This window comes from Pseudomonas sp. SCPG-7, assembly GCF_002156405.1.
GTDB lineage: Bacteria > Pseudomonadota > Gammaproteobacteria > Pseudomonadales > Pseudomonadaceae > Aquipseudomonas > Aquipseudomonas parakoreensis.
The window spans coordinates 311769-335228 of sequence record NZ_MVOO01000003.1 but is presented as its reverse complement, the minus strand read 5'-3'; the positions used below and the strand labels follow the sequence as shown (position 1 = coordinate 335228).

The following is a 23460-nucleotide window of genomic DNA, read 5'->3' as shown; positions in this document are numbered from 1 at the left end:
ACACGACCCAAGACGGACGCCTATGAACCCGAATTTTCTAGATTTCGAACAGCCGATCGCCGACCTGCAAGCCAAGATCGAAGAGTTGCGCTTGGTCGGTAATGACAATTCGCTGAATATCGGCGATGAGATCTCCCGCCTGCAGGACAAGAGCCGCACGCTGACCGAAGACATCTTCGGCAAGCTGACCAGCTGGCAGATCGCTCGCCTGGCGCGCCACCCGAAACGCCCGTACACCCTTGATTACATCGAGCACATCTTCACCGAGTTCGACGAACTGCACGGTGACCGTCACTTCTCCGACGACGCCGCCATTGTGGGTGGCGTGGCCCGTCTGGAAGACCAGCCAGTGATGGTCATCGGTCACCAGAAGGGTCGCGAAGTGCGCGAGAAGGTGCGCCGCAACTTCGGTATGCCGCGTCCGGAAGGCTACCGCAAGGCTTGCCGTCTGATGGAAATGGCCGAGCGTTTCAAGATGCCGATCCTGACCTTCATCGACACCCCGGGCGCCTACCCGGGTATTGACGCCGAAGAGCGCAACCAGAGCGAGGCCATCGCCTGGAACCTGCGCGTGATGGCGCGCCTGAAAACCCCGATCATCGCCACCGTGATCGGTGAAGGTGGTTCCGGCGGTGCGTTGGCGATCGGTGTTTGCGATCAGTTGAACATGCTGCAGTACTCGACCTACGCGGTGATCTCGCCGGAAGGTTGTGCTTCGATCCTGTGGAAAACCGCCGAAAAAGCGCCGGACGCTGCCGAGGCGATGGGCATCACCGCCGAGCGCCTGAAAGGTCTGGGTATCGTCGACAAGGTGATCGGCGAGCCACTGGGCGGCGCCCATCGTGATCCGGCCGCTGCCGCTGCGTCGATCCGCGCCGAGCTGAGCTCGCAGCTGGCGATGCTGAAGAAGTTCGACAACGAAGCGCTGCTCAAGCGCCGTTACGATCGTCTGATGAGCTACGGTCTCTAAGTCGAAGCGCGATACCCATGTGGGAGCGAGCCTGCTCGCGAAAGCGGTATGACACTCGACGAATGAGTTGAATGTTAAACCGTCTTCGCGAGCAGGCTCGCTCCCACAGTTGTTTGGGGCAAAGAGAAAGGTATGGGTCAGTCCATGATTGATTTGCCTTCACGGCTTTTGCGCAACCTTGAGCCTTGGCGCGACGCCGCTCATTGGCGCATCGCGTTTTCCGGTGGTCTCGACTCCACCGTCCTGCTGCACCTGCTTGCCGATCTGGCAAAAACCGAATCATTTCCTGCGCTCAGCGCCATCCATATCCACCACGGCCTCCAGGCTGCGGCCGATGCGTGGCCGGCGCATTGTCAGTCGGTCTGCGATGCGCTGGGTGTGCCGCTGCACGTGATGCGGGTGATGGTGCAGCCCGGCGCCAGTCTTGAAAGGGCGGCGCGGGAGGCGCGTTACGCGGCGTTCATGTCGCTGACCGAAGCGGATGACGTGCTGCTGACCGGGCAACACCGTGATGATCAGGCCGAAACCCTGTTGTTTCGCCTGATGCGCGGTGCCGGCGTTCGCGGACTTTCGGCGATGCCGGCGCAGCGGCCGTTGGGGCAGGGCACGCTGTTGCGGCCTCTTCTCGATGTCACGCGTGCCGAGCTTGAGGTGTACGCCCGTGCGCATCAGTTGCACTGGATCGAAGACCCGTCGAACGAAGACCGGCAGTTCTCCCGCAACTACTTGCGTCATCAGGTGCTGCCGCTGCTCACCGCGCGCTGGCCGCAAGCGCAGGCGAACATGGCGCGCAGTGCGGCGCACCTGCGTGAGGCGCAAGGCCTGCTCGATGAGCTGGCGCAGCTCGATCTGGCACAAGCCGCCACGCCGAGCGGGTTTCCATGGCTGGCCCTGCCGTCGCTGGAGCTGGCGCCGCTGGCGAATTTGTCCGCCGCTCGTCAGCGCAATGCACTCAGCCACTGGCTCGAACCGCTGACCCGGCTGCCCGACACTGACCATTGGTCGGGTTGGGACAACCTGTGCGGCGCTGCCAGCGATGCATCCCCGGTCTGGCGTCTGGCCGATGGCGAGGTCCATCGCAGCGCAGGTCGGATATGGTGGTTGAACGGCGACTGGCTGCGTGCGCCAGCGGTCAGCGTTGACTGGCATGACCCATCGATGCCGCTACCCTTGGCGAATAACGGGCGTGTCATGTTCAGCGGGCAGACTCCCATCGGGCCGTTGCGGATTGGCTATCGACAGGGCGGCGAAGTCATGCACCTGGCCGATCGTGGGCACCGCGATCTCAAGCGCCTGCTCAATGAGCGCGCGGTGCCGGGCTTCGTCCGTGGCAGATTGCCGCTGCTGTTTCGCGGCGCAGAATTGCTCGCCGTGGCGAACCTGCCGGGGCTTGACGGGCGGGAGTCGGACGGCTGGAAATTGCATTGGCAGCCAACAGACGAAGATCAAGGTTTGAGATGAAAGGGGCATTCCGGTAGACTACGCTCCCTTCTTGATACAACTTCTGTGGATTCGCCTGAATTGCAGGAGTTGCCGATTACCAAGCAGTCTTTGCTGGGCGATTCCAAAAAATGTGTAGCGAGCAACGTACCGGTGTTTCATCTGCCGGTCTGTCCCAACGCGGCGGTTTTTTTGAAAGGTGCACTGTGATTAATGCAGGTGATCGGGGGCTTCGGCCTTCCTTCGCTTTCCCCGGCGGCTCGTACCGCTTTAACGCAGACTTCTAGGGTTTTTCATGACGCGCTACATATTCGTCACGGGCGGTGTTGTTTCTTCATTGGGGAAAGGCATTGCCTCGGCTTCATTGGCGGCCATCCTGGAGGCGCGGGGGCTTAAGGTCACCATGCTTAAGCTGGATCCGTACATCAACGTCGACCCGGGCACCATGAGCCCGTTCCAGCACGGTGAAGTGTTCGTCACCCACGACGGCGCCGAGACCGACCTGGACCTGGGCCACTACGAGCGGTTCATCCGCACGACCATGACCCAGAACAACAACTTCACCACCGGCCGTGTCTACGAGCACGTGCTGCGCAAAGAGCGCCGTGGTGATTACCTGGGTGCAACCATCCAGGTGATTCCGCACATCACCGACGAAATCAAGCGTCGCATCATCAAGGGTGCCGGCGATGCCGACGTGGCCCTGGTGGAAATCGGCGGTACCGTTGGCGACATCGAATCGCAACCGTTCCTCGAAGCCATCCGTCAACTGCGTGTGGAAGTCGGTTCCAAGCGCGCGATGCTGATGCACCTGACCCTGGTTCCGTACATCGCCACCGCTGGCGAGACCAAGACCAAGCCAACCCAGCACTCGGTTAAAGAGCTGCGTTCGATTGGCCTGCAGCCTGACGTGCTGATCTGCCGCTCCGACCATCCGGTGGATGTGTCGTCGCGTCGCAAGATCGCGCTGTTCACCAACGTTGAAGAGCGTGCGGTGATCTCCCTGGAAGACGTCGATACCATCTACAAGATCCCGGCCGTGCTGCACGCCCAGGGTCTGGACGATTTCGTCGTCGAGCGTTTCGGCCTGCAATGCAACGGCGCCGACCTGTCCGAGTGGGAAAAGGTCGTCGATGCCAAGCTCAATCCAGAGCACGAAGTGACCATCGCGATGGTCGGCAAGTACATGGAGTTGCTGGACGCCTACAAGTCGCTGATCGAAGCGATGAGTCACGCCGGCATCACCAACCGTACCAAGGTCAACCTGCGTTACATCGATTCCGAAGACATCGAGAACCAGGGCACTGCGCTGCTCGAAGGCGTCGACGCGATCCTCGTACCGGGCGGCTTCGGTCTGCGCGGCGTGGAAGGCAAGATCACGGCCGTTCAGTACGCTCGTGAAAACAAGGTTCCGTACCTGGGCATCTGCCTGGGCATGCAAGTGGCGGTTATCGAGTTCGCCCGTAACGTGCTGGGCTGGAAAGACGCCAACTCCACCGAGTTCGATCGCGCCAGCGGCCATCCGGTCGTGGGTCTGATCACCGAGTGGGAAGACGCCACCGGCGCGGTTGAAGTGCGTACCGAAGCGTCCGATCTGGGCGGCACCATGCGCCTCGGCGCTCAGGAATGCCTGCTCGAAGCCGGCTCCAAGGTGCACGATTGCTATGGCAAGGACGTGATCGTTGAACGTCACCGTCACCGCTACGAAGTGAACAACAACCTGCTGCCACAAATCATCGAAGCCGGCCTGAAAATCTCCGGTCGCTCCGCTGACGCCGCGCTGGTTGAAGTGGTCGAAGCGCCGGATCATCCATGGTTCGTCGCTTGCCAGTTCCACCCGGAGTTCACCTCGACGCCTCGTGACGGTCACCCGCTGTTCAGCGGTTTCGTAAAAGCAGCGTTGGCTCAACACCAGAAGAAGGCGTAACCCGATGGCACAGAAGATCATCCGCGTCGGCGACATCGAGATTGCCAACGACAAACCCATGGTGCTGTTCGGCGGCATGAACGTGCTGGAAAGCCGCGACATGGCCATGCAGGTTTGCGAGGAGTACGTGAAGGTTACCGAGAAACTCGGTATCCCTTACGTGTTCAAGGCCAGCTTCGACAAGGCCAACCGCTCTTCTGTGACCTCGTATCGCGGCCCTGGCCTGGAAGAGGGCATGCGCATCTTCCAGGACATCAAGCAAGCCTTCGGCGTGCCGATCATCACCGACGTCCACGAGCCTGATCAGGCTGCGGTCGTCGCTGAAGTCTGCGACATCATCCAGCTGCCGGCCTTCCTGTCGCGTCAGACCGATCTGGTCGTCGCGATGGCTAAGACCAACGCGGTGATCAACATCAAGAAAGCCCAGTTCCTCGCCCCTCAGGAAATGAAACACATCCTGAACAAGTGTGTGGAAGCGGGTAACGATCAATTGATCCTCTGCGAGCGTGGTTCGAGCTTCGGCTACAACAACCTCGTGGTCGACATGCTCGGCTTCGGCATCATGAAGCAGTTCGAGTACCCGGTATTCTTCGACGTGACCCACTCGCTGCAAATGCCTGGCGGTCGTTCCGACTCCGCCGGCGGGCGCCGTGCACAGGTCACCGATCTGGCCAAGGCAGGCATGAGCCAGTCGCTGGCCGGTCTGTTCCTCGAAGCGCATCCGGATCCGGACAACGCCAAATGCGACGGCCCCTGCGCCTTGCGTCTGGACAAACTGGAGCCATTCCTGGCCCAGCTCAAAGCCCTGGACGAACTGGTGAAGAGTTTTCCGACGGTAGAAACCGCGTAAACCTCAATTCTCCGGTAAAGTACCGCACGATTTGTCGCACATGCCCTCGGGCATGTGCGTTGTCGTCTGCAAGCTGCCCGCTGCACACCACTTGCCGACGGTAAAAAGATTTCCTCTAGCTGCGTCGTTTTCGTCAACTTTGGAGTGTTTACAACAATGGCAAAAATCGTCGACATCAAAGGTCGTGAAGTCCTCGACTCCCGTGGCAATCCCACCGTGGAAGCGGACGTGCTTCTCGACAACGGCATCATCGGCAGCGCTTGCGCGCCGTCCGGTGCATCCACTGGCTCGCGTGAAGCGCTCGAGCTGCGTGATGGCGACAAGAGCCGTTACCTGGGCAAAGGTGTGCTCAAGGCGGTAGCCAACATCAACGGTCCGATCCGCGATCTGCTGCTGGGCACTGACCCAAGCGACCAGAAAGCCCTCGACCACGCGATGATCAAGCTCGACGGTACCGAAAACAAGGCAACTCTGGGCGCCAACGCCATCCTCGCGGTGTCCCTGGCTGCGGCCAAGGCGGCTGCACAGGACCAGGACCTGCCGCTGTACGCACACATCGCCAACCTGAACGGCACCCCGGGTGTGTACTCGATGCCGGTGCCGATGATGAACATCATCAACGGTGGCGAGCATGCCGATAACAACGTCGACATCCAGGAATTCATGGTGCAGCCGGTTGGCGCCAAGACCTTCTCGGAAGGTCTGCGCATGGGCACCGAGATTTTCCATCACCTCAAAGCCGTGCTGAAGGCCCGTGGCCTGAGCACTGCCGTTGGCGACGAAGGCGGTTTCGCACCAAACCTGGCGTCCAACGAAGACGCGTTGAAAGTGATCTCCGAAGCGGTGGCCAACGCCGGCTACAAGCTGGGCACCGACGTGACCCTGGCGCTGGACTGCGCCGCGAGCGAGTTCTTCGAAGACGGCAAGTACAACCTGTCCGGCGAAGGCCAGGTGTTCACCGCTGAAGGTTTCGCCGATTATCTGAAAGGCCTGACCGAACGTTATCCGATCATCTCGATCGAAGACGGTCTGGACGAGTCCGACTGGGCTGGCTGGAAGATCCTCACCGACAAGATTGGCGAGAAAACCCAACTGGTCGGCGACGACCTGTTCGTGACCAACACTAAGATCCTGAAAGAAGGCATCGATAAAAAGATCGCCAACTCGATCCTGATCAAGTTCAACCAGATCGGCACCCTGACCGAAACCCTGGAAGCCATCCAGATGGCCAAGGCCGCCGGTTACACCGCCGTGATCTCGCACCGTTCGGGCGAAACCGAAGATTCGACCATTGCCGACCTGGCCGTGGGCACCTCGGCTGGCCAGATCAAGACCGGTTCGCTGTGCCGTTCCGACCGCGTTTCCAAGTACAACCAACTGCTGCGTATCGAAGAGCAGTTGAATGGCAAAGCCAAGTACAACGGTCGCGCCGAGTTCCGCGGTTAAGCTGTAGATGGTAAAAAGACACCGGATTGTGTCGGAAAAGTCGTGACAGCGATGGATTTGCCACTAATCTGATGCCTTATATGCACAAGCCTGGATCTTCCAGGCTTCGTGCTATCAGACGTTTCAAAGTTTTCGCGTGGCTGTCTTTTTTCACTGGATACCTGATATTCGATGCGCAGTCCTTACTGGTTGTTTCTCGTTTTGCTCTTGCTGCTGGCCGGTCTGCAGTACCGCCTGTGGGTGGGCAATGGCAGTCTGGCGCAGGTCGCCGAGCTGAAGCAGCAGATTGCTGATCAGCACGCCGAGAACGAAGGCCTGCTGGAGCGCAATCGGGTGATGGATGCTGAAGTCAGCGAGTTGAAAAAAGGCATGGAGACCGTTGAAGAGCGGGCTCGCCATGAGCTGGGCATGGTCAAGGACGGTGAAACCCTTTACCAGCTCGCGCAATGATCGATTCCCTGCCGGCCTTCTGGGCCGTGATTCCTGCCGCGGGCGTCGGTGCCCGAATGGCTGCGGACCGTCCCAAGCAATACCTGCAACTGGGCGGACGGACAATTCTCGAACACAGCCTCGGCTGTTTCCTCGATCACCCAAGCCTCAAGGGGCTGGTGGTCAGTCTGGCGGTTGATGATCCTTATTGGCCGCACCTTGCGTGCGCCAACGACTCGCGGATTCAGCGGGTCGAGGGCGGCGCGGAGCGTTCCGGGTCGGTGCTCAATGCCTTGCTGCATTTGCATGCGCAAGGTGCCGACGATGAAGACTGGGTGCTGGTGCACGATGCCGCGCGACCGAACCTGAGCCGTGACGATCTCGACAAATTGCTGGCTGAGCTGGCGGACGATGCCGTCGGTGGTCTGCTGGCCGTGCCGGCGCGCGACACCTTGAAGCGGGTCGACAAGCACGGTCGTGTGGTGGAAACCGTGGATCGCAGCGTGATCTGGCAAGCCTACACACCGCAGATGTTCCGCCTCGGTGCCTTGCATCGGGCGTTGGCTGACAGTCTGGTGGCGGATGCGGTGATTACCGATGAAGCCTCGGCGATGGAGTGGGCTGGTCTGGCACCGCGTTTGATCGAAGGGCGGGCGGACAACCTCAAGGTCACCCGGCCGGAAGATCTGGAGTGGTTGCGTCAGCGTTGGGCTAACCGCCGCTGAAAGATCAAAGGATCGCAGCCTGCGGCAGCTCCTACAGGGAGTTCGCGGTTTCCCTGTAGGAGCTGCCGCAGGCTGCGATCTTTTGCTTTTAAATCCGATACTCCGGCCGCTCGGCCAACCCTTCCTTCAAGAAATCCACCAGCTTGCGCACCTTCGGCGACAAATGCCGCTGCTGTGGATACAACGCCCACACCGCCGTATTCGGTGGCTGATGCGCCTCCAGCAGCGAAATCAGCGCCCCGCTGTGCAAATGCTCCAGCACGTAGTAGTCCGGCAACTGACACAGGCCGACCCCTTGCAGCGCCGCATCCAGTACCGCCTGCCCACTGTTGCAGCGCCAGTTTCCCTGAACACGTTGGGAAAATTCCCGCCCGTTCTGTTCCAGCTGCCACAGATCCGAGCTGCCGATCAGGCAATTGTGGCGGCTCAGTTCCGACAAACTGTGTGGGCGGCCATACCGTTCCACGTAGGACGGAGACGCGCACAGATACATCCGGCGCGGCGCCAGGCGAGTGGCGACCAATCGCGAATCCTGTAGCCGGCCCAATCGGATCGCCAAATCCAGCCCCTCATGCACCAGGTCGAGCTGGCGGTTGGTTAACTCGATGTCGACGCGCAATTGCGGATATTGCCCCATGAAGCGTGTCACCAGCGGCACGATGAACCGCTCGCCATAGGCCACGGCACAGGTCATGCGCAGCATGCCTTTGGGCTCGCTGGTCAGGTCGCCAACTGCGCGCAGGGCTTCTTCGCGACCGTCCTGCAGGCGTTGGCAATGCTGCAGAAAAGTTTGTCCGGCTTCGGTCAACGTCACGCGGCGGGTACTGCGATAAAGCAGACGCGTCTGCAAGCGCTCTTCCAGTCGTACGATTTGTCGACTGATGTGCGAGGACGAAACCCCAAGACGCTCTGCTGCGGCGGTGAATTGGCTGCATTCGGCAACGGCGACGAACTCGTCGATGCCTTCCCAACGATTTTCCGACATCGGGATTATCCCTGTATGGCAATAATGTTTTGCTTTGGTCCGGATTATTCATCAGATCGCGCTGTACTACACTGCCGGTCTGGTTTTTTTAATCAATGGATTCACTGGAGAGTCAGCATGATCAAGTCGCGCGCCGCCGTTGCCTTCGAGGCCAAGAAGCCGCTGGAAATCGTAGAAGTCGATGTGGCCATGCCCAAGGCCGGTGAAGTGTTGCTGCGCGTGGTGGCTTCCGGGGTTTGCCACACTGACGCCTACACCCTGTCCGGCGCAGATCCGGAAGGCATCTTCCCGTCGATCCTTGGCCACGAAGGTGGCGCAATCGTTGAAGCGATCGGCGAGGGCGTCACCTCGGTCGCCGTCGGTGACCACGTGATTCCGCTGTACACCCCGGAATGCGGCCAGTGCAAATTCTGCAAGTCGGGCAAGACCAACCTGTGTCAGGCGATTCGCGCTACTCAGGGCAAAGGTCTGATGCCGGACGGCACTTCGCGCTTTTCCTACAAGGGCCAAACGATTTTCCACTACATGGGTACTTCGACGTTCTCGGAATACACCGTACTGCCGGAAATCTCCGTGGCGAAAATCGCCAAGGACGCGCCGCTGGAAAAGGTCTGCCTGCTCGGTTGCGGCGTGACCACCGGTATCGGTGCGGTGATCAACACCGCCAAGGTCAAGCCGGGTGACACCGTGGCGATCTTCGGTCTGGGCGGCATCGGTCTGTCGGCCGTCATTGGTGCGGTTAAAGCCAAGGCTGCGCGGATCATCGCCATCGACATCAACCCGGCCAAGTTCGAGATCGCCAAGCAGTTGGGCGCCACCGATTGCGTCAACCCGAAAGACTTCGATCGTCCGATCCAGGAAGTGATCGTCGACATGACCGATGGCGGCGTCGACTTCTCCTTTGAATGCATCGGCAACGTGCAACTGATGCGCGCGGCGCTGGAATGCTGCCACAAGGGCTGGGGCGAATCGGTGATCATCGGTGTTGCCGGTGCCGGTCAGGAAATTTCGACCCGTCCGTTCCAGCTGGTGACCGGTCGCGTCTGGCGTGGTTCGGCATTTGGCGGCGTGCGTGGTCGTACCGAGTTGCCAAGCTACGTTGACATGGCGCAGAGCGGCGAGATTCCGCTGGATACTTTCATTACCCACACCATGGGTCTGGAAGATATCAACAAGGCCTTCGATCTGATGCACGAAGGCAAGAGCATCCGTACCGTCATTCATTTCTGATCATTCGCGACGCCACGGCTACAGACCTTGAAGGTTTATAGCCGGGGCCGCGTAGGAGTCTTTACATGAGTCTGGAAAATATCTCCTGTCAGAAAAGTTTCGGCGGCTGGCACAAGCGCTATCGCCACCGTTCCGACATGCTCGGCTGCGACATGGTGTTTGCCGTGTACCTGCCGCCGCAAGCGGAGCAGGGCGGCAAGTTGCCAGTGCTCTACTGGCTGTCCGGTCTGACCTGCACCGACGAGAACTTCATGCAAAAGGCCGGCGCGATGCGCATGGCCGCCGAACTTGGCCTGATCATCGTCGCACCGGACACCAGTCCGCGCGGCCCGGATGTGCCGGGTGATCCGGATGGCGCCTGGGATTTCGGCCTCGGCGCCGGGTTCTACCTGAATGCCACGCAGGAACCATGGGCGCGGCACTATCGGATGCATGACTATGTCGTGCAGGAATTGCCTTCATTGGTTGAAGCGCATTTCCCGGCGTCGGACAAACGCAGCATCAGCGGCCATTCAATGGGCGGCCACGGCGCTTTGGTTTGTGCGCTGCGCAATCCGGGGCGTTACCAGTCGGTCTCGGCGTTTTCGCCGATCAACAATCCGATGGATTGCCCATGGGGACAGAAGGCGTTCTCGCGTTATCTGGGTGAAGACCGTTCGAAGTGGAAAGAATGGGATGCTTGCGCGCTGATTGCCGAGGCCGGCGAAAAACTGCCGTTACTGGTCGATCAGGGTGATCGCGACGACTTCCTCGAAAACCAGCTCAAGCCCCAGGCCCTGCAACAAGCGGCAAAACAAGCGGGTCATCCGCTGACGTTGCGCCTGCAACCGGGCTACGACCACAGCTATTTCTTCATCTCAAGCTTCATAGATGACCACTTGCAGCATCACGCACGCGCCCTGCGCGGTTAATGCAGGTAGAATCACGCCCTGACAAAAATCGGGGCGTTTTTTATGCGTATTGGCCACGGCTACGATGTGCACCGTTTCGCTGAAGGCGATTTCATTACTCTGGGCGGCGTGCGCATTGCACACAGCTTCGGGCTGCTCGCTCACTCCGACGGTGACGTCCTGCTGCACGCCTTGAGCGATGCCTTGCTCGGCGCGGCCGCGCTGGGTGATATCGGCAAACATTTTCCGGACACTGACCCGCAATTCAAGGGCGCCGACAGCCGCGTGCTGCTGCGTCATGTGGTCGCGCTGATCCACGCCAAGGGCTGGAAAGTCGGCAACGTCGACAACACCATCGTCGCCCAGGCACCGAAAATGGCCCCGCATATCGAAGCGATGCGAGCGTTGATCGCCGCCGATCTGCAAGTTGAACTGGATCAAGTGAACGTGAAAGCTACCACCACCGAAAAGCTCGGCTTTGTCGGTCGCGAAGAAGGCATCGCCGTGCATTCCGTTGCCTTGTTGCTGCGCGCATGAACGAATTGCAACTGCTCGGCCCGCGCGCCTATGGCGAACCCCTCGGCACTGCGGTTCTGAAAGCCATCGCCGAAGATTTTCAGGTCGATGAAGTGCTCGACATCCCGTTCAGCGGCGATGGCGAACACCTGTGGATCTGGGTGGAAAAACGCGGTCTGAACACCGAAGAGGCAGCGCGGCGGATTGCCAAGGCGGCTGGCGTGCCGTTGCGCACCGTCAGTTATGCCGGGCTCAAGGATCGTCAGGCGTTGACTCGTCAGTGGTTCAGTGTGCAACTGCCGGGCAAGGCTGATCCGGATCTGTCGGCGGCGGAAAACGACACGCTGAAGATCCTCAAGACCACGCGCCACAAACGCAAGCTGCAACGCGGCGCGCATTCGGCCAACGGCTTCACCTTGCGCCTGACCCAGTTCGCCGGCGACAAGGACGCAATCGAGCAGCGTCTGCAACGGATCGCCAGGCAAGGCATTCCCAATTATTTCGGCGCCCAGCGTTTCGGCCATGACGGCGGCAACGTCGTCGATGCGCGTGCGTGGGCGGCGCGCAAGGCATTGCCGGAGCAGCGCAATGTGCGCTCGCGGCTGCTGTCGACGGCGCGCAGTTTTCTGTTCAATCAAGTGCTGGCGGCGCGGGTGGCCGATGGCACCTGGCAGCAGGCGCAAGTCGGCGATCTGCTGGCGTTCACCGACAGCCGCAGTTTTTTCCCGGCCGGTGAGGCCGAATGCAGCGATCCGCGCCTGGCGATTCTCGACCTGCACCCGACCGGCCCGCAGTGGGGCGAAGGTGACTCACCGGCCGCCGGCGCTGTCCATGATCTGGAGCAGGGGATTGCCGAGCGTGAGGCGGATCTGCGCGATTGGCTGATCAATGCCGGAATGAGCCACGAACGTCGCATCCTGCGGCTGCCCATTGGCGGGTTGTCGTGGCATTATCCCCAGCCTGACATTCTGCAACTGGAATTCGTCCTCCCGGCCGGATGCTTCGCCACCGTATTGGTGCGCGAACTCGTTGATCTGGTGCCGGTGGGGCAGACGGACAGCCCATGCGTATTCTGATTTCTAACGACGATGGGGTAACCGCACCCGGTCTCGCCGCGCTTTATGCTGCGCTGGCGGATTACACCGAATGCGTGGTTATCGCCCCGGAGCAGGACAAAAGCGGCGCCAGCAGTTCGCTGACGCTCGACCGTCCGCTGCACCCGCAATACCTGGCCAATGGTTTCATCAGCCTCAACGGAACACCGACCGACTGCGTGCATCTGGGCCTCAACGGCCTGCTGGAGCGCGAGCCGGACATGGTGGTTTCCGGGATCAACCTCGGCGCCAACCTCGGCGATGACGTGCTGTATTCCGGCACGGTGGCCGCCGCCCTCGAAGGGCGCTTTCTCGAGCGTCCTTCGTTCGCGTTCTCGCTGTGTTCGCGCCAGGTGGACAATCTGGCGACAGCTGCACATTTCGCGCGCAAACTGGTCGAGGCCCATGCCGGGCTGGACCTGCCACCGCGCACGGTGCTGAACGTGAACATTCCCAATCTGCCGATCGACCATATTCGTGGCATTCAACTGACCCGTCTGGGCCATCGCGCCCGGGCCGCGGCGCCGATGAAAGTAGTCGACCCGCGTGGCAAGGCCGGTTACTGGATTGCTGCTGCCGGCGATGCCGAGGACGGCGGGCCAGGCACCGACTTTCATGCAGTGATGCAGGGCTACGTTTCCATTACCCCGCTGCAGCTCGATCGCACCTTCAACGATGCCTTCAGGCATCTCGACGGCTGGCTGGAGGGACTGCGCTAATGGCTCGTGAACACGAAGACAGAATGCGCAGCGGCATCGGCATGACGTCGCAGCGTACCCGTGAACGTCTGATCCAGCGCCTCTATGAAGAAGGCCTGTCAAACGCCAAGGTGCTGGAAGTGATCCGCCGTACGCCGCGTCATCTGTTTGTCGATGAAGCGCTGGCGCACCGTGCCTATGAAGATACCGCGCTGCCGATTGGCCACAACCAGACCATCTCCCAGCCTTATATGGTGGCGCGCATGAGCGAGCTGCTGCTGGAGGCAGGGCCTTTGGACAAGGTTCTGGAAATCGGTACCGGTTCGGGCTATCAGACGGCGGTGCTGTCGCAACTGGTTGAGCGGGTGTTCTCGGTCGAGCGCATCAAGGTCCTGCAGGACCGGGCCAAGGAACGCCTGGTCGAGTTGAACCTGCGCAACGTGGTGTTCCGCTGGGGCGATGGCTGGGAAGGCTGGCCGGCGTTGGCGCCGTACAATGGCATCATCGTCACCGCAGTCGCGACTGACGTTCCGCAGGCGTTGCTCGATCAACTGGCACCGGGCGGGCGGATGGTGATTCCGGTCGGCTCCGGAGAAGTGCAGCAACTGATGCTGATCGTGCGTGAAGAACACGGCTTTTCCCGTCACGTGCTGGGGGCGGTGCGCTTCGTGCCATTGCTCAATGGTCCGTTGGCCTGAGCATTTATTTGCGCGCGCTGAATTCCTTGCGCTGGCCTGTGTCTTACACCGTCAGTGAGGGTTTAAACGCTATCAATTGCCCAAGGGCAAACGTGTGCGTGAAGCGTTTTCGCATCTTTAACGGTAAAGCCCATTCGGCCCGTTATACTTGCGACACTACTTGCCGCGATTCGGCATTCCACATATTTCAGCCACCACAAAGGGAGCGGCGGGTGAGTCTCACAGTCATTGCGCAGCGTATGGGTAACACGAGCTTTCAGCGCCTGGTGACTGGCCTTGTATTGAGCACCTTGCTGGTCGGTTGCTCCAGCACCAAATCGAGCAATGTGCGGGTGGTCGATCGCAACAGTGCGGCGGCTCAACGCCCTGCGGTAACGACCGGGCAGTACGTAGTCCGTCCGGGCGATACGCTGTTTTCCATCGCTTTTCGCTACGGCTGGGACTACAAAGCCCTCGCGGCCCGGAACAATATTCCTACGCCGTATACGATCCACCCGGGTCAGACAATTCGCTTTGATGGCCGCACCGGCTCAACGCCGACGGCGGTGGTCAGCAACAGCAGCTCTTCGCCGTCTTCGTCGAGCAAAACCACGGTAATCCGGCGTCAGGCGAATGGCACTACAACCACGACGGTGACCGGTTCCGGCGCCGGCTCTGCGGGGGCTGCACCGTCCGTCGCCAGCAAACCGGCCCCGGCTCCGCTGCCTCCACCGGGGCCAGCCCCGACCGGCTGGGGATGGCCATCTAATGGCATTCTGATTGGAAAATTCTCTTCAAACGGTAGTTTGAATAAAGGAATTGATATCGCCGGAGATTTGGGACAGCCTGTTTTAGCTGCGTCTGATGGGACGGTGGTTTACGCCGGGAGTGGCTTAAGGGGCTACGGCGAATTAGTCATCATCAAACACAGCGAAACCTACGTCAGTGCCTACGGACATAACCGCAGGCTGTTGGTACGGGAGGGGCAGCAGGTCAAAGTCGGACAGACAATTGCCGAAATGGGGTCAACGGGTACAGACCGGGTGAAACTGCATTTTGAGATTCGCCGACAAGGTAAACCTGTAGATCCGCTGCAGTTCCTGCCCAGACGTTGATTTGAGGCCAGCCTGTTCCGTCGCGTAGAGGGGACAGGCTCCAGCGCTGCCAAGGATAAAGGCGTCGCTTGAGCTTGGGGTCGAACTCACCAAAGGACTATAACAATGGCTCTCAGTAAAGAAGTGCCGGAGTTTGACATCGACGATGAGGTTCTCCTTATGGAGGCCGGCATCGATTCGGAATCTTCGATGTCGAATGATGAAGGGGCTGCTCCACCTTCCGTTCGTTCCAAATCCAAACACTCCGCTTCACTTAAACAACACAAGTACATCGACTACACTCGGGCACTCGATGCCACGCAGCTGTATCTCAACGAAATCGGCTTTTCACCACTGCTCTCCCCGGAGGAAGAAGTTCATTTTGCGCGTCTGTCGCAAAGTGGCGACCCTGCCGGGCGCAAGCGCATGATTGAAAGTAACCTGCGGCTGGTCGTGAAGATCGCCCGGCGTTATGTCAATCGGGGGCTGTCGCTGCTGGATCTGATCGAAGAGGGCAACCTCGGCTTGATCCGAGCGGTGGAAAAGTTCGATCCCGAGCGCGGCTTCCGCTTCTCGACCTACGCCACCTGGTGGATTCGTCAGACCATCGAGCGTGCGATCATGAATCAGACCCGGACCATCCGGCTGCCGATCCATGTGGTCAAGGAGCTCAACGTGTACCTGCGGGCCGCACGCGAGCTGACGCAAAAGCTCGATCACGAACCTTCACCCGAAGAAATCGCCAACCTGCTGGAAAAACCGGTGGGCGAGGTCAAGCGCATGCTCGGCCTGAACGAGCGGGTTTCTTCGGTCGATGTCTCGCTGGGTCCGGATTCGGATAAAACCCTGCTGGACACCCTGACGGATGACCGTCCGACCGATCCATGCGAACTGCTGCAGGATGACGACCTGTCGCAGAGCATCGATCAATGGCTCTCGGAACTGACCGACAAGCAGCGTGAGGTGGTCGTTCGCCGCTTTGGCCTGCGCGGCCATGAGAGCAGCACGCTGGAGGATGTAGGCCTGGAGATCGGCCTGACTCGGGAGCGGGTGCGGCAGATCCAGGTAGAGGGCCTCAAGCGCCTTCGTGAAATCCTTGAGAAGAATGGCCTGTCGAGCGAGTCGCTGTTTCAGTAAGCGCCTCTGGCAACCGTCCATAAAAGCCCCGACTGGTTCGGGGCTTTTTTATTGCTCGGATATCGGCTGAAGACGGTCTGTGGCGAGGGAGCTTGCTCCCGCTTGAGTGCGCAGCGCTCATGAATCTCAGGGGTTGCTGCGCAACCCGGCGGGAGCAAGCTCCCACATCGTTCATTGCCGGACAAATGGTCAGCATTTCCATCGTTTGTAGTCTCGCGACGTAAGCCTTGGCTTACTCTCTCGTAAGCGTTCCCTATTTTTGCAGGACGGTAGACGTCGACTACTAACGACGCGTGTATTTAAGTAATTGATTTAAAAGCTTATTTAATAATATGAAATGCTTATGACAGCGATTTTCAGCCCATGGGGCCGGTTGCTCTCGGCAGGGAACTCTCTAATATCAGCACTGTGTCGACGGACAGACACGCCCTTCAAGGAAGAGGGGAACGGACATCGCAGGACGCGATTCATCAGGACGATGAAAAGGAATACAGGGAATAGGGAAAAATGTGGGCGGGTCAAACCGCCCCTTTTTTTGCCTGTAGAAAAGTAAAACCCGCAAAAGCAAAAAGGCCCGCAAGGGGCCTTTTCGTAACGCGCGACAGATCAGCGTTCGAGGTCTTTGATCTTGCCTTTGACGCCATCCCACTCTTCGGCATCCGGCAGCGATTCTTTCTTCTCGGTGATGTTCGGCCAGATTTCAGCCAATTCAACGTTCAGCTGAATGAACTCCTGCATCTCTTCCGGGACTTCGTCCTCGGAGAAAATCGCGACGGCCGGGCATTCCGGTTCGCACAGGGCGCAGTCGATGCACTCGTCCGGGTGAATCACCAGGAAGTTCGGGCCTTCGTAAAAGCAGTCCACCGGACAGACTTCTACGCAGTCGGTGTACTTGCACTTGATGCAGTTGTCGGTGACGACGAAGGTCATTTCTAATTTTCTCCTCAGGCGGCGGCAGCGTAGCCCCTTCACGGTTGGGGTCGCCAGGTTCGGGAGCGATGTCTGCCAGCCAGGCTATTAACCGGCAGCATCCCGAACCGCGCGAGATTCTAACAGCTTGAAGCCGTTTGCGTTATATCCGGTTCTTTGCTGCTTAGATCCGGTTCTTAAGTGCATATAACAATTCGAGTGCTCGACGCGGGGTCAGGTCATCGAGATCCACTTTCGCCAATTCGTCCAGTACCGGATGCGGCAGGCTGGCAAACATGTCGCTTTGCTGAGGGGCCGCCGGTTTGCCTTTGATGGCAGGCTTCGGCGCTTCGTGCGGCAATGCGGTGTCTTCCAGTCGGCTCAGATGCTCACGGGCACGCACGATGACTTCGCTCGGTACGCCGGCCAGTTGCGCCACGGCCAGGCCGTAGCTTTGGCTGGCAGGTCCCGGCAAGACGTGGTGCAGGAACACGATGCGCTCGTTGTGCTCGGTCGCGTTGAGGTGCACGTTGGCCACCAGCGGCTCGGCTTCCGGCAACACGGTCAGTTCGAAATAGTGTGTGGCAAATAAAGTATAGGCACGCAGATGTGCCAGGCGCTCGGCAGCGGCCCATGCCAGCGACAGACCGTCGAAGGTGCTGGTGCCGCGACCGACTTCGTCCATCAGCACCAGACTGCGTTCGGTGGCGTTGTGCAGGATGTTGGCGGTTTCGCTCATCTCGACCATGAAGGTCGAACGGCCGCCGGCCAGGTCGTCGCTGGAGCCGATCCGGGTGAAGATCCGGTCCACCAGCGACAACTCGCAACTGGCCGCCGGGACAAAACTGCCGATATGCGCCAGCAGCACGATCAATGCGGTTTGGCGCATGTAGGTGGATTTACCGCCCATGTTCGGCCCGGTGATCACCAGCATCCGGGTGTTGTCATCCAGGCTCAGGTCGTTGGCCACGAACGGCGTGGTCAGCACCTGCTCAACCACCGGGTGACGCCCTTGGGTGATGCGCATGCACGGCTCGCTGACGAAACGCGGGCAGTTCAGGTCAAGGTTCAGCGCACGTTCAGCAAGGTTGCTCAGTACGTCCAGTTCCGCCAAAGCGCCGGCCGTGTCCTGCAGCGGTGGCAGTTGGCTGATCAGATCTTCCAGCAACGCCTCGTAGAGCATTTTCTCACGGGCGAGGGCACGGCTCTTGGCTGACAGCGCCTTGTCCTCGAATTCTTTCAGCTCGGGCGTGATGAAACGCTCGGCGCCCTTGAGCGTCTGGCGCCGGATGTAATCGGCTGGAGCCGATTCGGCTTGCTTGCTCGGCAGTTCGATGAAGTAGCCGTGAATGCGGTTGTAGCCGACTTTCAGGTTGGCCAGACCGGTGCGGGCCTTTTCCCGGGCTTCGAGGTCGATGAGGAACTGGCCGGCGTTTTCGCTCAACGACTGCAGCTCGTCGAGTTCGCTGTCGTAACCGGTTTTCAACACGCCGCCGTCGCGGATCACCGCAGGCGGGTTGTCGATGATGGCTTTTTCCAGCAGCGCCGCCAGTTCCGGGTAGGTGCTGGTGGTGGCTGCCAGGCGCTGCAGGTGCGGCGCTTCCAGGTCGGTCATCGCCACTTGCAGTTGCGGCAGGGCACCGAGGGCATCGCGCAGGCGAGCGAGGTCACGGGGGCGCGCGTTGCGCAGGCCGATCCGCGCCAGAATCCGCTCGATGTCGCCGATTTCCTTGAGCTGCGGCTGGAGTTTTTCGAAGCGGTAGCCGTCGAGCAGGCAAGTGATCGAGGTCTGCCGCGCCAGCAGCACGGTCAAATCACGCAGCGGACGGTTCAGCCAACGGGTCAGCAGGCGGCTGCCCATCGCGGTCTGGCAACGATCGACCACCGATTGCAACGTATTGTCGCGCCCGCCAGCCAGGTTGGTATCGAGTTCGAGGTTGCGGCGGCTCGCGCCGTCGAGCACCACGGTGTCGTCCAGACGCTCATGACGCAGGCTGCGCAGATGGGGCAGGGCGGTGCGCTGGGTTTCCTTGGCATAGGCCAGCAAGCAACCAGCGGCGCCGATGGCCAGGGTCAGGGTTTCGCAACCGAAGCCTTTCAGGTCTTGTGTGGAAAACTGCTGGCAGAGACTTTTCAACGCCGAATCGCGCTCGAAATCCCACGGCGCGCGACGACGCACACCACGGCGTTTTTCCGCCGGCAGGTCTTTCGGCCAATCGTCCGGGATCAGCAGTTCCACCGGGTTGACCCGCTCCAGTTCCGCCAGCAGGTTCTCCCAGCCCTTGATCTCCAGCACAGTGAAGTTGCCGCTGGTGATGTCCAGCACTGCCAGACCGAACAGGCGCTCATCGCCCAGCACCGCTGCGATCAGGTTGTCGCGGCGCTCATCCAGCAACGCCTCATCGCTGACCGTACCCGGGGTGATGATCCGCACCACCTGACGTTCCACCGGGCCCTTGCTGGTGGCCGGGTCGCCGACCTGCTCGCAGATCACCACCGACTCGCCGAGCTTGACCAGTTTCGCCAAGTAACCTTCCGCCGCGTGGTAAGGAATCCCGCACATCGGGATCGCTTGCCCTGCCGACTGGCCGCGCGCAGTCAGGGTGATGTCGAGCAACTTGGCTGCCTTCTTTGCGTCTTCATAGAAGATCTCGTAGAAGTCGCCCATGCGATAGAACATCAGCTGATCCGGGTGCTGATTCTTCAGGCGCCAGTACTGCTGCATCATCGGGGTGTGGGAGGACAGGTCGGAGACGGCTTTATTCATCGGATTGTCAGGTAACTCGTTAAATGATGTAGGGCAAAAGCGAGGGCAACCGCCGGGCTTTTCCGCGATGGACGCAAGGTTACCATGGGCGGTCGGCTCGACGCAGGCATGACGGCCGGCTGACACTTTCTGCGTTTAATTGTGATTTATGCACGATTTATGCAAATCAGCATTTGTCTTCGGAAAAAACTTCAAGCACTATGCGCGTTATGCAAAAACGCAACGTATCCTCCGTCTTAAGAGCACTGCTCGACCAGCACGGGATCTCCCCCACGGAGCTCCACCGTCGCACCGGCGTGCCTCAATCAACGCTCTCGCGGATTCTCAGCGGGAAGATCGTCGATCCTTCGGATAAACACATCTCGAAGATCGCCGAATACTTCAATGTGAGCACTGATCAATTGCGCGGTCGCGCCGATGTCGCGATCGCGACCGGTGGCGCGCGCGATGACATGCATGCGGAACTCAAGGACATAAGCCTGTGGGACGACGATACCCCTGTCGATGACGACGAGGTGTCGGTGCCCTTTCTTCGTGAGGTTGAATTGGCTGCTGGATCAGGAAGATTCGTCATCGAAGAGAGCGAACGCTCTAGCCTGCGCTTCGGCAAGCGCAGCCTGCGTCATAACGGTGTGCAGTTCGACCAGGCCAAATGCGTGACAGTGCGCGGTAACAGCATGATGCCGGTGTTGCGGGATGGCGCCACGGTCGGAGTGAACGCCGGCAAGTGCGGGATCGGCGACATCATCGATGGCGATCTGTACGCGATCAATCACAACGGTCAGTTGCGCGTGAAGCAGCTCTATCGCCTGCCGACCGGTATCCGTCTGCGCAGTTTCAACCGCGATGAACATCCGGACGAGGACTACAGCTTCCAGGATATGCAGGACGAGCAGATCGTCATCCTCGGTCATGTCTTCTGGTGGGGCATGTACGCCCGATAGATTTCACCGGTCATAGGAAACCCGCCTCATGGCGGGTTTTTTTTCGCCTGAACAAAACCCTCGGCGCCTTGATTTATGCGGCCTGCATGAGCCCGTGCATTTCTTGTGCATAAATAAATGCATTTATGCATTGACTGTATATGCATCCATGCATATTCTTGCCACCAAGCCGCTCGACAAAGCGGCTGGCAACAACAGCTCTTTAGTTCCACAAGAACAGGCAGCGATGAACCGGCCTCAACGGTTCAGAGGGTTGGCAACTGACCCGGGTGTGCAGCGTAAAGCACCAAGAGCAGTTATCCGGCGGGCAGGGACCGCGGTCGGAAAAACAATTTGAATGGACTCGTACCGCGCCAGTAGCGCCGAAAAGTCAGCTTCCTTCTCGGATACAGGATTTGAAGGAAGGCGAAGGAACGCATTACTGAAAAGCCCGGCGTAATTGCCGGGCTTTTTGGAATGCCTACCTTGTTCGCAATAACCCCTGAGGCATTACCCATCAATCCTTTCACGGAAGAGAAACCCGAATATGTTTAAGAAATATCTTGCTCCGTTCCTGGCCAGCGCAATGTTGCTCGGTGCAGGCACGAATGTGCTGGCAGCCAACTTGTTGGTCAACGGCAGTTTTGAACAGTCGACCTGCGGTGGTGGCTGCATTCTGGACACTCCCGCCAAAACCAATGCGATCACCGGCTGGACAACCTTTCTGTCCGGTGCCGAGTACTTCAACATGCCAAATGCAATTGGCGGCTCCGTCGCAGCCGACGGCGTGATGATCGTAGATCTGGCCAATTATGTTTATGGCAATGGTGGCGGGATTCAACAGAACTTCGCCACGACCATCGGGGCGAAGTACCGACTCACCTTCAGCGCAGGTAATTCGCGGTTTGCCAGCCGCTCCGGTGACGGTGTCATCCACGTCAAAGTGGCCGGGCAAACGTCGACGTTCAATACCCCGACGGCTAAAGGTGTTGCAGTGGAGTGGAGCACCATCACTTACGAATTCACCGCCATCACAGCGCAGACAACGCTCGCGTTTTTCAACGAGCAAAACCCGAACGCCAACTTTGCCTTTATCGATAACGTCATTGTTGAGCGCCTGTAGCGCCCACAACCGGGGAGCAGCGTGGGTTGGCTTTTCACCGTTCTTTATTCATCCGCACTTACAGGAGGCGTGACATGACAAACGAGCAACAAGCGTTGGCGGACATGCCTATCTGGCTGGTCATCCTCCTTGCCGTGGTGGGCGGGGTGTCCGGCGAAATGTGGCGCGCCGACAAGGAGGGCGCTCGTGGCTGGTCATTGCTGCGGCGTCTGGCCCTGCGCTCCGGTGCCTGCATGATCTGCGGCGTCTCGGCGATCATGCTGCTGTATGCCGCCGGATTATCCATCTGGGCCGCGGGTGCCTTCGGTTGCCTGACCGCCATGGCCGGTGCCGACGTCGCCATCGGTCTCTACGAACGCTGGGCCGCCAAGCGCATCGGCGTCTGCGAAGTTCCCCCGCCGCGCGATCCCCAGTAACTCAACACTTTCCTGCCTCGCTGCAACTGATGCGGCGGGGCTGCGCGTGGACATTTGAAAAGGAGGTTCTGCATGCCCGCACCGATCCAGCAGCCTTCGCAGCTGTTCACGGCGATGGCGACAACCTTGCGCAACAGCGCCGGCCTGAATCTGCAGGTTGGCAATCACGACGACTTCACCGCTCCCGGCGCTCAGGCCTGGGCGTTGATCGACTTCGACCGTAATGCGCCCGGAGTGCGTGGCGCCGACGGACGTATCGCCCACGTCATGACGGTGTCGCTGCAAGTCATTCCGGCACTTTCTGCGAGTGCATTTGCCGCGTGCGATCTGATCGCCGTACTGAAAAACCTGATCACCGACAACCGCTGGAACCTGCCCGGCGCTCAATGTGATCTGCCGATGAACATTGATGGTTTGCCGTCAGTGCTCACACGCGCCGACCAGCCATACAAGGCGTGGACCCTGACTTTCACGCAGACCCTCTACCTTGGCCCGACGCTGCTCGACGACCCGCTCGGTACGCCAAAATTCGCCCGTACCTGGGAAGTCAGCAACATCGACGACCCCGACCAATACACCGCGCTGGAGGCCTGACCGATGTTCGACGCATTACTGCGCATGCAACTGGGGCCGATCATCGAGCGGCTGGCGGAGATGGAAGCGGAGATCGACGACCTGCACCGCCGTGCCGAGAGTTTCTGTCGCATCGGCGTGTGTCAGGCAGTCGATGCGGCGAGCAACACTTGCCAAGTCAGCCACGGAGGACTGCTGACGCCAGCCATCAAATTCTTCAACCCTAGCGCCGGAGCGCAGAGCGAATCGCGGATTCCGAGCGTGGGCGAGCAGTGTCTGCTGCTCAACTACGGCAGCGGTGAAAGTGGCGCTCAAAGCGTGGCGTTGTTCGGCTTGAACAGTGAGCGCTTTCCACCGACGGCGACGGTTCCGACGCTGACGCGCCGGGTGCATGTCGACGGCACTGAAAGCGGCTACGACGACGCCACGCATACCCTGCATTGGCAAAACGGCCCGGCCGCATTCAGTGGCTCTCGCGAGTCGCTTGCACTGAGCATCGGCCCGGCGCAACTGACGATGACGCCGCAGCTGATCAGCCTGCAACTGGGCGCGGTCGGCCTGAGCATCGACGCCTCGGGCGTGCACTTCAGCGGCCCGTTGGTGGATCACCAGGGCCGCGTCATCAGCCCCTGAATCAAGAG

At 59.9% G+C, this 23460-nt stretch carries 24 protein-coding genes; 21 read left to right on the top strand and 3 right to left on the bottom strand.

Annotation, left to right across the window (positions count from 1 at the left end):
• Positions 1–22: 22 nt before the first annotated feature.
• The 7 genes from B1722_RS08500 to ispD all read left to right on the top strand — a co-directional run bounded on the left by B1722_RS08500 (position 23) and on the right by ispD (position 7787).
• The gene (locus B1722_RS08500; RefSeq protein WP_041072320.1) at positions 23–970 is read left to right on the top strand and encodes an acetyl-CoA carboxylase carboxyltransferase subunit alpha; all 948 of its coding nucleotides are present in this window, start codon (positions 23–25) and stop codon (positions 968–970) included.
• A gap of 132 nt (positions 971–1102) precedes the next feature.
• A complete protein-coding gene (gene tilS / locus B1722_RS08495) occupies positions 1103–2431 on the top strand; it encodes a tRNA lysidine(34) synthetase TilS (RefSeq protein WP_086792160.1) in 1329 nt (442 codons plus the stop codon).
• Positions 2432–2705: 274 nt separating this feature from the next.
• A complete protein-coding gene (locus tag B1722_RS08490; RefSeq protein WP_003222153.1) occupies positions 2706–4337 on the top strand; it encodes a CTP synthase in 1632 nt (543 codons plus the stop codon).
• Between the two features lie 4 nt (positions 4338–4341).
• Positions 4342–5187 carry a 3-deoxy-8-phosphooctulonate synthase gene (gene kdsA / locus B1722_RS08485; RefSeq protein ID WP_007954807.1) on the top strand — a complete coding sequence of 282 codons (846 nt, stop codon included), beginning with the start codon at positions 4342–4344 and terminating at the stop codon, positions 5185–5187.
• Positions 5188–5343: 156 nt separating this feature from the next.
• The gene (eno, locus tag B1722_RS08480) at positions 5344–6633 is read left to right on the top strand and encodes a phosphopyruvate hydratase (protein WP_041072316.1); all 1290 of its coding nucleotides are present in this window, start codon (positions 5344–5346) and stop codon (positions 6631–6633) included.
• A gap of 171 nt (positions 6634–6804) precedes the next feature.
• Complete coding sequence (gene ftsB / locus B1722_RS08475) at positions 6805–7083, top strand: cell division protein FtsB (RefSeq protein WP_007964293.1); 279 nt, start codon at positions 6805–6807, stop codon at positions 7081–7083.
• On the top strand, positions 7080–7787 hold the full coding sequence (gene ispD, locus B1722_RS08470; protein WP_086792159.1) for a 2-C-methyl-D-erythritol 4-phosphate cytidylyltransferase: 708 nt from the start codon (positions 7080–7082) through the stop codon (positions 7785–7787). The genes ftsB and ispD overlap by 4 nt, the downstream gene beginning before the upstream one ends.
• Positions 7788–7875: 88 nt before the next feature.
• Here ispD and B1722_RS08465 read toward each other — a convergent pair whose 3' ends face one another.
• On the bottom strand, positions 7876–8772 hold the full coding sequence (locus B1722_RS08465) for a LysR substrate-binding domain-containing protein (RefSeq protein ID WP_041072312.1): 897 nt from the start codon (positions 8770–8772) through the stop codon (positions 7876–7878).
• A 117-nt stretch (positions 8773–8889) separates the two neighbouring features.
• Between B1722_RS08465 and B1722_RS08460 the strand changes: the two genes are divergently transcribed.
• The 8 genes from B1722_RS08460 (at position 8890) to rpoS (ending at position 16108) form a co-directional block, all read left to right on the top strand.
• Complete coding sequence (locus B1722_RS08460; protein ID WP_027611042.1) at positions 8890–10002, top strand: S-(hydroxymethyl)glutathione dehydrogenase/class III alcohol dehydrogenase; 1113 nt, start codon at positions 8890–8892, stop codon at positions 10000–10002.
• A gap of 65 nt (positions 10003–10067) precedes the next feature.
• The gene (gene fghA / locus B1722_RS08455; protein ID WP_041072310.1) at positions 10068–10913 is read left to right on the top strand and encodes an S-formylglutathione hydrolase; all 846 of its coding nucleotides are present in this window, start codon (positions 10068–10070) and stop codon (positions 10911–10913) included.
• Positions 10914–10955: 42 nt separating this feature from the next.
• Positions 10956–11429: a 2-C-methyl-D-erythritol 2,4-cyclodiphosphate synthase gene (ispF, locus tag B1722_RS08450; RefSeq protein WP_007964300.1), complete on the top strand. Its 474-nt coding sequence runs from the start codon at positions 10956–10958 to the stop codon at positions 11427–11429.
• Positions 11426–12484 carry a tRNA pseudouridine(13) synthase TruD gene (truD, locus tag B1722_RS08445; RefSeq protein WP_041072308.1) on the top strand — a complete coding sequence of 353 codons (1059 nt, stop codon included), beginning with the start codon at positions 11426–11428 and terminating at the stop codon, positions 12482–12484. Before ispF ends, truD begins: the two co-directional genes overlap by 4 nt.
• Entirely contained in the window at positions 12472–13221 is a 750-nt protein-coding gene (gene surE, locus B1722_RS08440) for a 5'/3'-nucleotidase SurE (RefSeq protein WP_041072306.1), read from the top strand. Before truD ends, surE begins: the two co-directional genes overlap by 13 nt.
• 41 nt (positions 13222–13262) lie before the next feature.
• Positions 13263–13898: a protein-L-isoaspartate(D-aspartate) O-methyltransferase gene (locus B1722_RS08435; protein ID WP_169841266.1), complete on the top strand. Its 636-nt coding sequence runs from the start codon at positions 13263–13265 to the stop codon at positions 13896–13898.
• Positions 13899–14110: 212 nt separating this feature from the next.
• Positions 14111–14992 carry a peptidoglycan DD-metalloendopeptidase family protein gene (locus tag B1722_RS08430; RefSeq protein ID WP_041072302.1) on the top strand — a complete coding sequence of 294 codons (882 nt, stop codon included), beginning with the start codon at positions 14111–14113 and terminating at the stop codon, positions 14990–14992.
• Positions 14993–15097: 105 nt separating this feature from the next.
• Positions 15098–16108 carry an RNA polymerase sigma factor RpoS gene (rpoS, locus tag B1722_RS08425; RefSeq protein WP_016985073.1) on the top strand — a complete coding sequence of 337 codons (1011 nt, stop codon included), beginning with the start codon at positions 15098–15100 and terminating at the stop codon, positions 16106–16108.
• Between the two features lie 606 nt (positions 16109–16714).
• On the opposite strand, the gene fdxA is transcribed toward rpoS, so the two are convergent.
• Together fdxA and mutS are read right to left on the bottom strand one after the other, a co-directional pair.
• Positions 16715–17038, bottom strand: coding sequence for a ferredoxin FdxA (fdxA, locus tag B1722_RS08420; protein ID WP_007908827.1), 324 nt, complete (start codon positions 17036–17038; stop codon positions 16715–16717).
• A gap of 163 nt (positions 17039–17201) precedes the next feature.
• Positions 17202–19784: a DNA mismatch repair protein MutS gene (mutS, locus tag B1722_RS08415; RefSeq protein WP_041072297.1), complete on the bottom strand. Its 2583-nt coding sequence runs from the start codon at positions 19782–19784 to the stop codon at positions 17202–17204.
• 209 nt (positions 19785–19993) lie between these two features.
• Between mutS and B1722_RS08410 the strand changes: the two genes are divergently transcribed.
• The 6 genes from B1722_RS08410 (at position 19994) to B1722_RS08390 (ending at position 23452) form a co-directional block, all read left to right on the top strand.
• A complete protein-coding gene (locus B1722_RS08410; RefSeq protein ID WP_041072295.1) occupies positions 19994–20728 on the top strand; it encodes an XRE family transcriptional regulator in 735 nt (244 codons plus the stop codon).
• A gap of 28 nt (positions 20729–20756) precedes the next feature.
• The gene (locus B1722_RS28840) at positions 20757–21065 is read left to right on the top strand and encodes a hypothetical protein (RefSeq protein ID WP_140395996.1); all 309 of its coding nucleotides are present in this window, start codon (positions 20757–20759) and stop codon (positions 21063–21065) included.
• Positions 21066–21254: 189 nt separating this feature from the next.
• Positions 21255–21830 carry a DUF642 domain-containing protein gene (locus tag B1722_RS08405; protein WP_041072293.1) on the top strand — a complete coding sequence of 192 codons (576 nt, stop codon included), beginning with the start codon at positions 21255–21257 and terminating at the stop codon, positions 21828–21830.
• Between the two features lie 74 nt (positions 21831–21904).
• On the top strand, positions 21905–22246 hold the full coding sequence (locus B1722_RS08400; RefSeq protein ID WP_003222183.1) for a phage holin family protein: 342 nt from the start codon (positions 21905–21907) through the stop codon (positions 22244–22246).
• A 72-nt stretch (positions 22247–22318) separates the two neighbouring features.
• Complete coding sequence (locus tag B1722_RS08395) at positions 22319–22840, top strand: hypothetical protein (protein WP_041072291.1); 522 nt, start codon at positions 22319–22321, stop codon at positions 22838–22840.
• A gap of 3 nt (positions 22841–22843) precedes the next feature.
• Positions 22844–23452, top strand: coding sequence for a phage baseplate assembly protein V (locus tag B1722_RS08390; RefSeq protein WP_041072289.1), 609 nt, complete (start codon positions 22844–22846; stop codon positions 23450–23452).
• Positions 23453–23460 lie beyond the last annotated feature (8 nt).